Source organism: Streptomyces sp. NPDC086549 (assembly GCF_044746205.1).
GTDB lineage: Bacteria > Actinomycetota > Actinomycetes > Streptomycetales > Streptomycetaceae > Streptomyces.
The window spans coordinates 121,109-133,841 of the sequence record NZ_JBIVBS010000011.1 but is presented as its reverse complement, the minus strand read 5'-3'; the positions used below and the strand labels follow the sequence as shown (position 1 = coordinate 133,841).

The following is a 12,733-nucleotide window of genomic DNA, read 5'->3' as shown; positions in this document are numbered from 1 at the left end:
CCCCATCGGGCCGCCGACGGCTCAGTCGGCTTTCATGAGCTGAGCTTGCGCTCCTGGGGGCGAAGCAGACGAGCCCCATGGCCGAGGCGACCGGTGCGGGGCTTCGCTGATCCGTGGACCGGTGCGTCCACACGCCCAACATGCTCCCTGAGTCCCGGTAGGCGCCGGCCGCTGTCAGCTGCCGATCAGCAGTCGCCGGACAACGTACCCGGCGGAGTCCACGCCGGAGCTGCCGCCTTCGACCAGGGACGCGACCGCTATGCGGGAGTTGTACGCCGTCAGCCAGCCGTTGGTGTGGTCTCCCTCCTCCGCCGTGCCCGTTTTCGCGCCGACGCCCGGCAGCCCGCCGAGACGCGGCGCTGCGGTGCCGCTGGTGGCCACGCTGCGCATCATCGACTGGAGGTAGCCCGCCGTGCGAGCGGAGATGGTGCGGGGGGCGGCCTGCTGGTGCTGTCCCGGCAGGATGACGGGCTGCCTGAAGCCGATGCCTCGTACGGTGGCCGCCACGGATGCCATGAACAGCGGTGTGGCGGTGACCTTGCCCTGGCCGATGAACTGGGCTGCCTGGTCCCCGGCTTGAACGTCCGCGGGGATGCTCGGATCGGTCGTGGCCACCCCGCCGCCGATCGACCAACTGCCCATGCCGAAGACATTGACGGCCTCGTCGTGCAGGGCGGAGGCGTTTCCGTCGTGTACGAGGTAGCGGAAGCCGTCCTTGATGAAGGACGTGTTGCAGGACACCGTGAACGCCTGGGTGAGGGTGGAGCCGGGGTTGGCCTTCACGCCCGGGTCGTTGTGGAACTGCTGGCTGTTGGCGATCACGGAGTCGGTGCAGGGTGCGGGGCTGTTCGCGGTGAGGCCTGCCCGGTCGATCAGGGCCGCGGAGGTGATGATCTTCATGGTGGAACCCGGCGACTTGATGCCGTTGATGGCGATGTCCCCGTCCGCTCCCGTGTGTGCGAGCGCGAGGATGTGGCCGTTCTTCCAGTCGAGCGCCACTGTTCCGGCCGGCTTCTCCTGGAGTTGAGGGTCCTTCACAGCGCGCTCGGCCACCGCCTGGAGGCGGGCGTCTATGGTCGTTTTGATGACCGGGGTCCGGCCCTTGGAGAAGACCTTCAGCGTCTTGACCCCGTCACCGTCACCGTGACCGTCACCGTCGACCACCGCGACCCCTGTGCCCGCGCTGCCGCCCTTGGGGTTGGCGTTCTGGCTGATGGTCGCCTCGATGTCCCGCAGTGAGGAGAACGTGGACAGGTCCGTCCTGCCATCGCTCGCCACCACCTTCACCGCGCCGGCGCCGGCAGGGAGCTTGCCCGCAGTGAGCGACTGGGCGTCGCCGAGGCCCGGATAGAGCACCGAGTTGTTCCAGTGCACGGCCGACACACCATTCGTACTGTGTACTACGGCCACGGCGCTCGAGTACGTCCACGTGCCACCCGCCACCTGGGCCCGTACGTCGAACGTCACCTTGGTAGCGCCCGGCGTCACCGACGACGGGCCGGCCGAGAGAACGTGATCGAACGTCACCTTCTTCAGGTGCAGGCCATCGCTGTAGTCCCTCAAAGCCTGCGCAGCCGTGTCTGGTGTGTCGGAGTCGCTCGCCGCACCGTCGAAGTGCTGCTCGGCCCAGCTGTCCAGGAACGCTCGGGCCAGCTTGACCGCCTCGGCGTTCGACGGTGGCGTGCTCGACAGGGTGGACGGATCAAAACTGCCGGACGCATCGGGCCGGCCGTCCTGCGACGCTCCGGCGGTCAAACCGTGGACGACGTTGTAGATACCGATTCCCCCGACGACAAGTAATGCCGTGCATGTCCCGGCTATGCCGAGCTTCACAGGTCTGTTCATGACAGGGATTCTGTCGGCTCATAGCTGGTCTTGCCTGAGTACGCGTACTCAGGCAACACCGGTCAGCGCGCCCTGCCGAACACACCTCATGGATTCTTTGTGGCTCGCCCCCCGTGACAGGATGGCCGGCATGGAGATCATGCCAGGGCTCGGAGCAGCTTGACCGGTGGAGTCGTGCCCACGTGCGCGTTGCGCCAGGCGCGTCAGGCAGAACGGGGTGGGTGGGGTTGACCGCGGAAGTCGCTGTGGTGAGCGGGCTCGTCTATGGAGCCAGTGGGCAGCGCTTGGATGTGTACCGGCCTGAGGCTGCGTCGCAGGCTTCGCCCATGGTTCTGCTCTGGCACGGGAGAGGTCCCGATGAGCGCGACGTTCTCGCGCCGCTCGCCAGGGCCACGGCCTCACTGGGCATCGTGTGCTTTGTTCCTGACTGGCGGTCGGACGCCCAGGACGGCGGGCGGACCCACCTACGTGAGTCTGCCTCGTACGTGCAGCAGCACGCAGCCGACTTCGGTGGGGACACAGGACGTATTGTGCTGGCCGGCTGGTCTCTGGGCAGCAAAGCCGCGGTGGCCGCTGCCCTGGCCCCTTGCGCACTCGACGGGTGGCGGCCTCGGGCCGTCGTCGGCATCGCCGGCGGCCACACCGGCCCGCAGCCGCTGACGGGCCGTACGCCGATCGAAGAAGCGGCGGGGATCGCGGAATCGGTGCCTGCCATTCCTGTATGGCTGATCCACGGTAGTGCTGATCCGGTCGTGGATGTCCAGCAATCCCGACTGCTTTACGCGGCCCTTCGGCATCGCGGCTGGCCCACATCGCTCCACGAGCCCGACACCGACCATGCCGGCGTGATCATGACCGAGTACGACCCCGAGTACGGCCGCTGCCGCCCCTGCCGCGCCGAGCACGCACTACTGGGCGGACGCCAGACCGTTCAACTCCTTGCCCGTGCGGCAGACATGACACCGGGTTGTCAGCCAGTCATGTGAGGCGGTGGGTGACGTACCCCAGGTGCTGAGCGGCAGGGCAAGGGCGCACATGGAGGAGCTCGTCGGAGGGTTTCCTCGGCCGCAGGTAGCCGGGCTGCTCTGGAGACGTGGCAGAGCATGATCGCCAACGTTGACCTCGTAGACGTGAGATGCGCACAATCTGCGGGCGCGTGACGCTCGTTGGCGAACGGGGAGAGGCAGCATGTGCGGAGATTGCGGTCTCCGCGAGACCCTGAATGCGATCGGGCGAAATCCTGCGGCGCCGGCCGACGTGTTGACCAGGCTGCTGTCCGAGGAAGCCATCGCGGCCTGGGACTCGTTCGCCTCGCGCCCTCTGCCGGACGAGGGGTCGACCTCATCGTCACGCATCCCGACCGCAGGCTGCGGAGCGCGCTCGCCGACAACGCTGCGCTGACGGCGGAACAACGCGCCCGGCTCGTGGACGATTCCGATACGCGTGTCCGCCATGCTCTGGCCCATGGACCCGATTGGTTCCGCATCCCAGTGGAGCCACTGCCCTTGCCCGCCCAGCAGCGCCTGCTCGCCGATCCGGAACTTCCGATCCGCCGAAGCGCGGCCTTCAGCCGACACACAGCTCCAAGTCTGGTCGCCGGGCTCGCCGACCACCAGGACGCGGACCTCCGGGAGGCAGCCTGCGGCCAGTGGACCTTGCTTTCCGAGGACACCCGAAACCGCCTTCTCCACGACGCCGACGACGACGTACGTCAGGCGGCCATGAGGCAGGCCTGCCGCGACGACGCGGGCTACACGGACCTCCTTCTCGACGCAGGAATCGGCCGCTTCCACAGACGGGATGTGATCCGGTACGGCGCCATGAGCACGGCGACCGCCGAACGTCTCGCAGCCGGCACCGAAGCGGAGGACCGGCGGGACCTGGCGGCCAACCTCAACGTTCCCATCGACATCGTCCGGACATTGGCGAACGACGACGCGCACAGCGTCCGGCTGGCGGTATCGGTACGACCCGAGCTGACGGAGACCGAACGTACCGCCATTGACATCACCATCACCCCGTCCGACCGGCTCTATCCCGTCGAATGGGTCCGTCTCTGCGCCGATCCCGACGTCCTGCGCCAATGCGCCAAGTCGGCCAACACCCTGCTACGGCGCAGCGCCGCCTACAGTCGGCATCTGCCTGCCGACGTCATCGACCTGCTCTCCAAGGACGATGACCACCCCGTGCGACTCCTGCTGTGCGAGAACCAACCGACCGTCGACGGCGAGGTGGTGCTGCAGACGTATCTGGACTGCGAGGTCATCACCAAAGGCGCTCTGGTGAGCCACCAGAACTTTCCGGGCGCGGGCAGCGCACAGCGCTTCGCCGACGACCCGGATCCGGAGAAACGATGGCTGGTGGGGACGCCGAAGCGCCCGTCGACGTCGTGGTCCGGTTGCTCGCCGACCCCGACGCTCGTGTACGGGCCATGGCAGCCGCGCATCCCGCGCTGCCCGTCGATCTCATCCTGCAGAGCTGCGGGAATCCGGAGACCTCCTCCCGCGCCCTCGCCAACCCGAGCCTTCCCACCGAAGTCATGCACCAATACCTGGACGACGCGGGCGTCCCCCGCTGACGCGGACAAGATCTGAGTGCTGGGCGGCTGCATCCCGAGCACGGGCGGATCGTCGCACTCACGCGCTCACCCGCCTGCGGCTCTGGTCGCCGGCAGCGCGCCCGCTGTCGCGTCGGCCCGCGTGCATGGGCCGGCCGAGGACGACTCCGGCCAGGACCAGGAGCAGCCCGCACAGTTGCTGAACGGTCAGTACCTCCCCCGCGACCGCTGTGCCGAGCAGCACGCCTGTAACGGGGTTGAGCAGGCCGATCAGTCCGACTGTCCCCGCGGGCAGGTGCCGCAGCCCGGTGAACCAGGCGGCGAAGGCGAGCGCGGTGGCGACCAGGGTGACGTAGCCGAACGCGAGGAGTGTCGGCGTGGAGAACGCAGGGGGAGAGCCCTCCACGGCTGCGGCCACCGGGAGCAGGAACAGGCCTCCGGCTGTGAGCTGCCATGCGGTCGAGGCGAGCACGTCGGCATCGGAACTCCACCGTTTGGTCAGAACGTGGCCGAAGGACGACACCAGCATGGCGGCGGCCGAGGCGAGGACTCCCGGCACGCTCACGGCTCCCGCCCCCGTGAGCAGCATGAGACACACCCCGACGAGCCCGATCGTGGCGCCGGCCAGGTGGGCAGTCCGGGGACGCTCGGACACGAGGGGCCAGGCCATGAGCATCATCGTCAGCGGGGACAGCGCCATGACCGTCGAGGCGACGCTCGTCGGAAGCAACTGGGAGGCGGCGTAGACGAGGACGAAGAACACGCTCACGTTGAGCAGCCCGAGTACGGCGGATCGCCACCACCACGCGCCGCGTGGCCGCTGCCTGCGCAAGGTCAGCAGGACGAGGCCGGCGGGCAGCGCCCGCAGGGCGGCCCCGTAGAGCGGGCGGTCCGCGGGGAGGAACTCGTGCGTGACGAAGTAGTTGGTCCCCCAGGCCACCGGTGCCACCGCGGTCAGTGCCACCCAACGCAGATTAGCTTCCATGGAAGCTAATGTAGCTTCCCGAGAAGCTATATTGTCAACCATGGACGATCCGCAACCGCTGGACCGCGTTGCCCGCATCCAGGCCGACTGGCGCCGGGAGCGCCCCGACCTCGACGTCTCCCCGCAGGGAGTGATCGGCCGACTGCACCGCCTGGCCGACCAGCTCACCGAGGAACTGGCCCTGGTCTACGGCCGCTACGGCCTCAGCGAGGGAGAGTTCGACGTACTGTGCGCCCTGCGCCGGGCGGGCGAGCCCTACGAACGGGCACCCGGCGAGCTTGCCGCACACACCATGGTCACCACCGGCGCCATGACGAAGAGGATCGACCGCCTGGAGCGGGCCGGACTCGTCACCCGTCGCCGTTCCGACGACGACCAGCGCGGCCGGATCGTCGCCCTCACCAGACCCGGACGCGAGCTGATCGACCGGGCGTTCACCGACCACATGCACAACGAGCGCCGCCTGCTTGACCTGCTGGCGCCCACCGAGGCAGAGACGCTCGAAACGCTGCTGACGACCTGGCTCGCCCGCATGGCACATCAGCGTCCTGCTGGCACCGAGTGACCCGCGGCCCCGCCGGGCTGTGGCCAGTACGAAGAGGCCGGACACAGCTTCTCGACGCCGCGCAGACGCGAAGGCGTCAGGGCGGGCATCGACCCAACGGAATCGACCCAACGGAAAGGAACCTCCCGCATGGCCGTCATCCACCGCACCGTCGTCACGCCGACCAAGCTGGAACTGCTCACCTCCTGGCTGCCCTCCCGCCCGTGGTACCACGGTGGCGCCGGCGAACCGGAGTTGGCGAAGGCCGGCGGTTTCCGGCTGGACGACCCGGAAGGTGAGGTCGGGATCGAGTTCGTCGTGGTGACCGACGCCTCCGGCCCTCACCCGACCACCTACCTGGTGCCGCTCACCTATCGCGGTGCCCCGCTCGACGGGGCGGAGCACGCCCTCGTCGGCACCATGGAGCACGGCGTGCTGGGGCGGCGCTGGGCCTACGACGGCTGCCACGACCCCGTGCTGGTCGCCCAGTTGTCGGCCCTGATCGAGGGGCGGGTGCAGGCCCAGGACCAGAACATCAGCGACGTCCCCGACCGGGAGGTCATCGCCGCCTACACCGGTGAAGGCTCCATCTCCGCGGACTTCACCGCCACCGACGATCAAGAAGGCACCGCACTGACCACGCCGCAGGGCACGGCCCTCCGCCTGCACCGGGTTCTGCAGCCCGCCCCGGACGGCACGTCTCTTTCCGCGCAGCAGGCGATCGGCCACCTCACCGGCTCCTGGCAGATGCCGGACGGCACCCGCGTCCGGGGGGCGTTCGCCGTCCTGCACACGGACACCCGGGCGTAGCCTCCACATCCTCGGTCACGACCGGAGCCGGATGAGGAACGCGGCGGTCTGCCTGAGCAGTTGTACGACCGCACGAGCCGCGGTTGCGCGATCGGGTATCCGGATGCCCGGTCGCGCACCGTAGTTCCGGCCGCGGCCGAGACAGACCTGGTCCGTGATGTCGTGGCACCCCTGGTCGGCTGTGCCGAGCCCCGCAACGTGCCCTGCCGCCGTCCCGCCGCTGTCCCGGCGCCTTCGCGCGTCTGCTCGCGGCGGCCCCCGTCGACGTGGACGCGCTCTTCGCGGCAACTCTTGCGTCACACCGGCTGCGGTCAGCGGACTGCAAGGTGATGTCGACGTCCGCCCGACCGGCCTCGCGTCAGGCGCCGCCGTGCGCGTGTCATACCTGAGGAGGAGGGAGCGGCGTCCTCTCTGGTGCTCAGACACCAGGCGCAACTGCATGTACGGGCACGACGACGTCGGGCCGGCAATCGATGACGCTGGAGCGGTACCCGATTCTGATGTGGAGATCCCTGACTCGTGGCTACCCTCCTGTATCGACTGGGCCGCGGCGCCTTTCGGCGGCGTTGGTCCGTTCTCTTCGTCTGGGCGGCGGTGCTCGTCGCCGTCGGTGCGGGCGCGGCCACAGCGCCCTCCGCCGACGAGAACAACACGTCCTTCATGCCCGGGATCGAGGCGCAGAAAGCCTTCGACCTGATGGAGCAGCGCTTCCCCGGAACGAACGGCAACGCGGCGAACGCCCGGATCGTCTTCGTCGCACCCCACGGCGAGAAGGTGACGGCAGCGGACAACCGTGAGGTCATCGACGAGTTCGTGACCGAGGCGGGGAAGGGGCCGCAGGCCGCCGGTGCGGTCAGCCCGTTCCGGGCCTGTGCGCCGCCGGCGCGGTCGTCGTCGGCATCCTGGTCGCGCTGACCCTCATCCCCGCTCTCCTGGGGTTCTGGCCGAACGCGGTCCTCTCGCGCCGGACCCGGAAGAAGGGCGTGCGCGCCGAGACCCGCAAGGCCAACGGGGGCAGCCGCTGGGCGCGGTTCGTACTGCGCCGGCCCGTCACCATCCTGCTCGCCGGGGTGGTCGGTCTGGTCACCGTCGCGGTGCCGATGACGGATCTGCGTCTGGGCATGCCGGGCGACGAGTCCAAGCCCACGTCCACCACGGAGCGCCGCGCCTACGACGACCTGTCCCGCGGATTCGGCGCCGGGTTCAACGGTCCTCTGACGATCGTCGTGGACGCCCAGAAGGCCGACGATCCCAAGGAAGCCGTCGCCGGGATCAGGGAGAAGATCAAGGCCACCGACGGGGTCGTGACCGTCAGCCCGGCCCGGTTCAACGCGGCGGGCGACACCGCCATGATCTCCGCGACGCCGGCGACAGGGCCGACCGTCGAGCGGACCAAGGACCTCGTCCACGCCATCCGGGGCGAGCGTGCGGACCTGGAATCCGCGACCGGAGCAACCTTCGAGGTCACGGGCAGCACGGCCATGAACATCGATGTGGCCCAGGCGCTCCAGGACGCGCTGATCCCCTACCTCGCCGTGATCCTGGGTCTCGCCTTCCTCCTGCTCATGGTGGTCTTCCGCTCGATCCTCGTGCCGGTCAAGGCAGCCCTCGGCTTCCTGCTGTCGTGCTCTGACTCAGCGCGAGCGTGAGGTCATGGCCCTGGCCGCCCAGGGAAAGTCCAATGCGGAGATCGCCGAGATGCTTGTGCTCAGCCCACTGACGGTGCGCAGTCACATCCAGCGGGCCATGTCCAAACTGGATGCGCGAGACCGCGCTCAGCTGGTGGTGATCGCGTACCAGTCAGGCCTGGTGAGCGCCGGGCCCAGGCCGTGATGCCGACGGTGGTGCGGCGACCTGATCGCGCTGCGTACCATCGTCACCGGCAACCACACCGGCGAATACGTGGGAGTGGCGCCGACCGGCAAGCCCATTCAGACGTCCGTGTCGCACATCTTCCGCTTCCGCGACGACCGCCTGGTCGAGCACTGGCAGGTCATGGACACCTACCGGATCCTGGTCAGGATCGGCCGACTGCCCGGCGTCGCCGCGCAGTTCCAGCAACTGCTCGGCGTGCCGGAGTCTCCTGAAGGCATCTTCGTCGAGAAGCCGGGAACCGAGTTCGGCGCGCCCCGCACGGGCCGCCCCGCCACGCGCGAGGAGTCACGAGCGGTGGGACGGCGCCTGTACGGCGGTGCCATCACCACGGGCATCGCCGAGGATGTCGACGCACTGGCCGAGGACTACATCCAGAACACCGGCTGGACCCCGGACGGCCGTCAGTTCTTCGGCAACGCCTGGGCGATCGGGCGCGGGGCGATGCCGGACGGGCTCGCGGTGCAGACCCACGTCGTGGCCGAGAACGACCGTGTCGCCTCGATCAGCGTCTGGGACGGCACCATCACCGCCAGCGGCACTCCCGTGGACTTCGCGTCCGCGGACTTCCTGCGGATCGAGCGCGGGGTCGCGGCCGAGCACTGGGACACCGTCGACTACGTCCGCCTCTACCAGTCCTTCGGGCTGCTTCCGGAAAACATCTGACCGGGACGGACACCCACTCGTCGTGGACCCCTTCAATGCGCGTGAAGTCGACGACAAGGGGAACTTCACGCCGCACGGGATGGTGATGAGGAGCTGCGCCGCCGTCGCAGCTTGGTTGTCGTCCGTCGCGCGGAAAAGGACATCCCGTGCGGACATCGCGTTCAACAACGCGGACGTCCGGCCCGCACCGGTCGTCCCCGACGCTGCCCCAGTCCTCAGGCTGCCGTATCGGCGGAGGCGGTGCGTTCGGCCGTCTCGCGAGTGGCGAGCAGCGAGGCATGCGTGGGCGCGTCCGGCACGTCGGCGGGACGATTCTTGGCGAACTCCTGGCGCAGCACGGGCACAACCTCTTCGCCGAGCATGTCGATCTGCTCCAGCACGGTCTTCAGCGGTACCCCGACGCCGTCCACATTGAAAAGCTGACGCTGGTAGTCGCCGAAGTGCTCACGGAAGGTGAGCGTCTTTTCGATGACCTCCTGCGGGGAGCCGACCGTCAGTGGGGTCTGCTCCATGTACTGCTCCAGAGACGGGCCGCCGCCCATCTGCGGTGAATGGTCGAAGTACGGACGGAACTCGCGTATGGCGTCCTGGGAGTTGGGTCGCATGAAGACATGTCCTCCGAGGCCGACGATGGCCTGCTCCGCGGTGCCGTGGCCGTAGCGAGCGTACCGCTCCCGGTACAGGCTGATCAGGCGCTGGAAGTGCTCCTTCGGCCAGAAGATGTTGTTGGCGAAGAAGCCGTCCCCGTAGTACGCGGCCTGCTCGGCGATCTCCGGGGAGCGGATGGAGCCGTGCCAGACGAACGGCGGCACTCCGTCCAGCGGGCGCGGAGTAGAGGTGAAGCCCTGCAGCGGCGTACGGAACTTGCCCTCCCAGTCGACGACGTCCTCGCGCCACAGCCGGCGCAGCAGGGCGTAGTTCTCGATGGCGAGGTTGATGCCCTGGCGGATGTCTTTGCCGAACCAGGGGTAGACCGGTCCGGTGTTGCCGCGGCCCATCATCAGGTCGACGCGTCCGTCGGCCAGGTGCTGGAGCATCGCGTAGTCCTCGGCGATCTTCACCGGGTCGTTGGTGGTGATCAGCGTGGTGGCGGTCGACAGGATGATTCGGTCGGTGCGTGCGGCGATCCAGCCCAGCATGGTGGTCGGGGACGACGGCACGAAGGGCCGGTTGTGGTGCTCACCCGTCGCGAAGACGTCCAGCCCCACTTCTTCCGCCTTCTGCGCGATGGTCACCATCGCCTTGATCCGCTCGTACTCGGTAGGCGTCCGGCTCGTGGTCGGGTCGGTGGTCACGTCCCCGACGGTGAAGATCCCGAACTGCATCGCACCCATCTCCTTTGTTGATGCATCAACTATGCCCTCGAACACACCCCTGACCACCGCTATTCCCTGCCGTTCCGTGTTGCTTGGCGGGGTCCCTGCTCAGTAGGGCACCTTCTCCAGGTGTTCCAGGACGCGCCTCGAGACGTGAGCGACCGAATCGAGTTCTTCCGCGGTGAGCGCGTCGATGAAGAGGCGGCGAACGTCCTCGATGTGGCGGGGCGCGGCCTCGGCGATGGCTTCACGTCCTGCCGGGGTGACGACCATGAACGCGCCGCGTCCGTCGTTGACGCACTCTTCCCGGGCCACCAGCCCACGCTTCGTCATGCGCCTGACCTGGTGGGACATTCGGCTCTTCTCCCATTCGACGGCCTTGACCAGGTCCATGAAGCGGAGCCGGCCTTCGGGCGCCTCGGTGAGCTCGACGAGCACCGCATAGTCGGCGGCCGACAGGCTGGATTCCGCCTGCATGAGGCGCGACAGTCGGCCGACCAATTTCTCCTGCATGCGGATGAACTCGCGCCAGGCGGCGTATTCCTCCGGACTGAGCCACTGCGGTGTGTTGTTCATGGCATCAGCCTAACGCGATAGTTGACCTGTCACCCATCGCTCGTGCGGCCGACCGGCACGGCCCGGACGGCAGCTGGATCTTGTTACTTGGCCGGGCGAAGCCTCACCTTGTGGCCGTCGGTCGTGACCGCGTACCTGACGGGCGAACCTTTGTCAGTGACCGAACAGTAGACGGCGACGGTGCCGCCGGGAACGTCGGGCAAAGCGTCCTCGGCTTCGGTGTTCGTCGCGGCCAGGTGCTTCGAACGGACGTGCTCGACGGTGGTGAAGGTGCCGTCAGAGGCGGACTCGCGTCCGAGCGCCTTCTTGCACGCGGAAGTCATGGAGGCACGCGAGCTGATCGTGCTGTCCTCGCGCCACAGGGCGACGAGCCGTTCGTGGCTGTCCAGGAACCGCAGCGTCCGGGCGGCTGAGTCGTCCGGCGCGTCCATGGTGACGGAGGCGGTACGCGAAATCGCGTCCAGTAGGTCGGGGGGCGGCGTGGTGAGCATCGGGCAGGACTGGAACCGTCGTGGCGGCGACGTGGCCTTGAACGAGCCGTCGGCCTGCAGAGTGAAGTCGCCGCCGACCAGCGGGCCGCAGGCACTGTTCACCTGCCACGCATGGGGTACCTCGTCGGTGCCGATGATGATGTTCGCCGGAATACCGCTGACGTCGCGCCACGAGGAGATGTCACGACCGTCGATCCGGACGGCGATCCATCGCCCGCCGAGGCCTTCGGCGGTCAGGCCCGAACTGCTGAAGACGGGAGAGGCCATGGTGCCGCTCTTGTCGTGGCCCACCTGCGTTGCCACGGCCACCGATCCGGCGACGGCCACGACGCAGGCGAACACGCCGGCGACGGCAAGCCGCCGATACCGACGCCGCCTTGTCCCCGCTCGGACCGCCTCGTCGATGTCGATACGGTCGGCGGGAGCACCGATGCTGATGGACGCGATGCGTACGGCGAGTTCTTCCGGCGTCTGGTCGGGGGTCACGATGCTCCTTCGAACCTGGTCGGTCGTATGTTCTTGGCGGGTCGCGTCCTGAGCGCGGAGCGCAGGGCCTCCAGGCCGCGGCTCGTCTGGCTCTTGACGTTGCCCGGACTCGTCCTGAGCAGGGCTGCGGTCTGCTCGACGGACAGATCCTCGAAGAAGCGCAGGACGAGCACGGTCCGCTGGCCCACCGGGATCGTGAGCAGGGCGGCGATCAGCTCGTCGTCAGGCTCGTCCATACTGGTGTGCGGATGTGAGTGCAGCGAGGCCACATCCGCCTCGCTGATCTCACGCCGAGCCGGCCGGCGCCGGTAGTCGGTGTGGAGATTGCACAGGATCCGACGGACGTACGCACGCGGATCACCGGCTGCCACCACCCGGCCCCACCTGGAGTAGAGCCGACCGAGCGCGTCCTGGACGAGATCATCGGCGAGGTACCAGTCACCGCAGAGCAGAAATGCCGTCGTCCGCAGGCGCGTTCGATGCTCAAGCACCCAGGTACGGAAGTCGGTCTCGCGGGAATGCTCGGTCACGCTCTCCCTCGTCTCACGCATCGAGGCGTCGAACTGCGTCGGACCCGAATCGACC

Annotated in this window: 11 protein-coding genes and 2 pseudogenes; 7 read left to right on the top strand and 6 right to left on the bottom strand. The window is 68.3% G+C overall.

What is annotated here, in order from left to right; translation table 11 throughout:
• Window positions 1-174 precede the first annotated feature (174 nt).
• The gene (locus ACIPSA_RS30605; RefSeq protein WP_402640109.1) at window positions 175-1,845 is read right to left on the bottom strand and encodes a penicillin-binding transpeptidase domain-containing protein; all 1,671 of its coding nucleotides are present in this window, start codon (window positions 1,843-1,845) and stop codon (window positions 175-177) included.
• 326 nt (window positions 1,846-2,171) lie between these two features.
• On the opposite strand from ACIPSA_RS30605, the gene ACIPSA_RS30600 reads away from it, so the two are divergent.
• Both ACIPSA_RS30600 and ACIPSA_RS30595 read left to right on the top strand, forming a co-directional pair.
• The gene (locus tag ACIPSA_RS30600; RefSeq protein ID WP_402640108.1) at window positions 2,172-2,831 is read left to right on the top strand and encodes an alpha/beta hydrolase family protein; all 660 of its coding nucleotides are present in this window, start codon (window positions 2,172-2,174) and stop codon (window positions 2,829-2,831) included.
• Between the two features lie 213 nt (window positions 2,832-3,044).
• The gene (locus ACIPSA_RS30595) at window positions 3,045-4,439 is read left to right on the top strand and encodes a hypothetical protein (protein WP_402640107.1); all 1,395 of its coding nucleotides are present in this window, start codon (window positions 3,045-3,047) and stop codon (window positions 4,437-4,439) included.
• Window positions 4,440-4,481: 42 nt separating this feature from the next.
• Here the strand turns inward: ACIPSA_RS30595 and ACIPSA_RS30590 are convergent, their stop codons facing one another.
• A complete protein-coding gene (locus ACIPSA_RS30590; RefSeq protein WP_402640105.1) occupies window positions 4,482-5,387 on the bottom strand; it encodes an EamA family transporter in 906 nt (301 codons plus the stop codon).
• Between the two features lie 40 nt (window positions 5,388-5,427).
• Between ACIPSA_RS30590 and ACIPSA_RS30585 the strand changes: the two genes are divergently transcribed.
• From ACIPSA_RS30585 to ACIPSA_RS30565, 5 genes and pseudogenes are all read left to right on the top strand, one after another.
• Window positions 5,428-5,952, top strand: coding sequence for a MarR family winged helix-turn-helix transcriptional regulator (locus tag ACIPSA_RS30585; protein WP_402640103.1), 525 nt, complete (start codon window positions 5,428-5,430; stop codon window positions 5,950-5,952).
• A 129-nt stretch (window positions 5,953-6,081) separates the two neighbouring features.
• A complete protein-coding gene (locus tag ACIPSA_RS30580; protein ID WP_402640101.1) occupies window positions 6,082-6,741 on the top strand; it encodes a 1,4-alpha-glucan branching protein in 660 nt (219 codons plus the stop codon).
• Window positions 6,742-7,260: 519 nt separating this feature from the next.
• Window positions 7,261-8,366: pseudogene (locus ACIPSA_RS30575) on the top strand (MMPL family transporter); the annotation flags it as partial.
• Window positions 8,367-8,370: 4 nt separating this feature from the next.
• Window positions 8,371-8,574: pseudogene (locus ACIPSA_RS30570) on the top strand (response regulator transcription factor); the annotation flags it as partial.
• A gap of 21 nt (window positions 8,575-8,595) precedes the next feature.
• Window positions 8,596-9,279, top strand: a complete 684-nt coding sequence (locus ACIPSA_RS30565; protein ID WP_402640531.1) for an ester cyclase — start codon at window positions 8,596-8,598, stop codon at window positions 9,277-9,279.
• Between the two features lie 215 nt (window positions 9,280-9,494).
• On the opposite strand, the gene ACIPSA_RS30560 is transcribed toward ACIPSA_RS30565, so the two are convergent.
• The 4 genes from ACIPSA_RS30560 to ACIPSA_RS30545 all read right to left on the bottom strand — a co-directional run bounded on the left by ACIPSA_RS30560 (window position 9,495) and on the right by ACIPSA_RS30545 (window position 12,678).
• Window positions 9,495-10,604: an LLM class flavin-dependent oxidoreductase gene (locus ACIPSA_RS30560; RefSeq protein ID WP_402640100.1), complete on the bottom strand. Its 1,110-nt coding sequence runs from the start codon at window positions 10,602-10,604 to the stop codon at window positions 9,495-9,497.
• Between the two features lie 99 nt (window positions 10,605-10,703).
• Window positions 10,704-11,171, bottom strand: a complete 468-nt coding sequence (locus ACIPSA_RS30555) for a MarR family winged helix-turn-helix transcriptional regulator (protein ID WP_402640098.1) — start codon at window positions 11,169-11,171, stop codon at window positions 10,704-10,706.
• 83 nt (window positions 11,172-11,254) lie between these two features.
• A complete protein-coding gene (locus tag ACIPSA_RS30550) occupies window positions 11,255-12,148 on the bottom strand; it encodes a hypothetical protein (protein ID WP_402640096.1) in 894 nt (297 codons plus the stop codon).
• Window positions 12,145-12,678, bottom strand: a complete 534-nt coding sequence (locus tag ACIPSA_RS30545; RefSeq protein ID WP_402640094.1) for a SigE family RNA polymerase sigma factor — start codon at window positions 12,676-12,678, stop codon at window positions 12,145-12,147. The genes ACIPSA_RS30550 and ACIPSA_RS30545 overlap by 4 nt, the downstream gene beginning before the upstream one ends.
• Between the last annotated feature and the right edge of the window lie 55 nt (window positions 12,679-12,733).

Excerpts from the sequence above, each read along its gene's own strand:
- ACIPSA_RS30605 (WP_402640109.1), bottom strand. The coding sequence starts at position 1,845 with ATGAACAGACCTGTGAAGCTCGGCATAGCCGGGACATGCACGGCATTA.
- ACIPSA_RS30560 (WP_402640100.1), bottom strand. The coding sequence starts at position 10,604 with ATGCAGTTCGGGATCTTCACCGTCGGGGACGTGACCACCGACCCGACC.
- ACIPSA_RS30585 (WP_402640103.1), top strand. The coding sequence starts at position 5,428 with ATGGACGATCCGCAACCGCTGGACCGCGTTGCCCGCATCCAGGCCGAC.
- ACIPSA_RS30600 (WP_402640108.1), top strand. The coding sequence starts at position 2,172 with ATGGTTCTGCTCTGGCACGGGAGAGGTCCCGATGAGCGCGACGTTCTC.
- ACIPSA_RS30590 (WP_402640105.1), bottom strand. The coding sequence starts at position 5,387 with ATGGAAGCTAATCTGCGTTGGGTGGCACTGACCGCGGTGGCACCGGTG.
- ACIPSA_RS30580 (WP_402640101.1), top strand. The coding sequence starts at position 6,082 with ATGGCCGTCATCCACCGCACCGTCGTCACGCCGACCAAGCTGGAACTG.
- ACIPSA_RS30555 (WP_402640098.1), bottom strand. The coding sequence starts at position 11,171 with ATGAACAACACACCGCAGTGGCTCAGTCCGGAGGAATACGCCGCCTGG.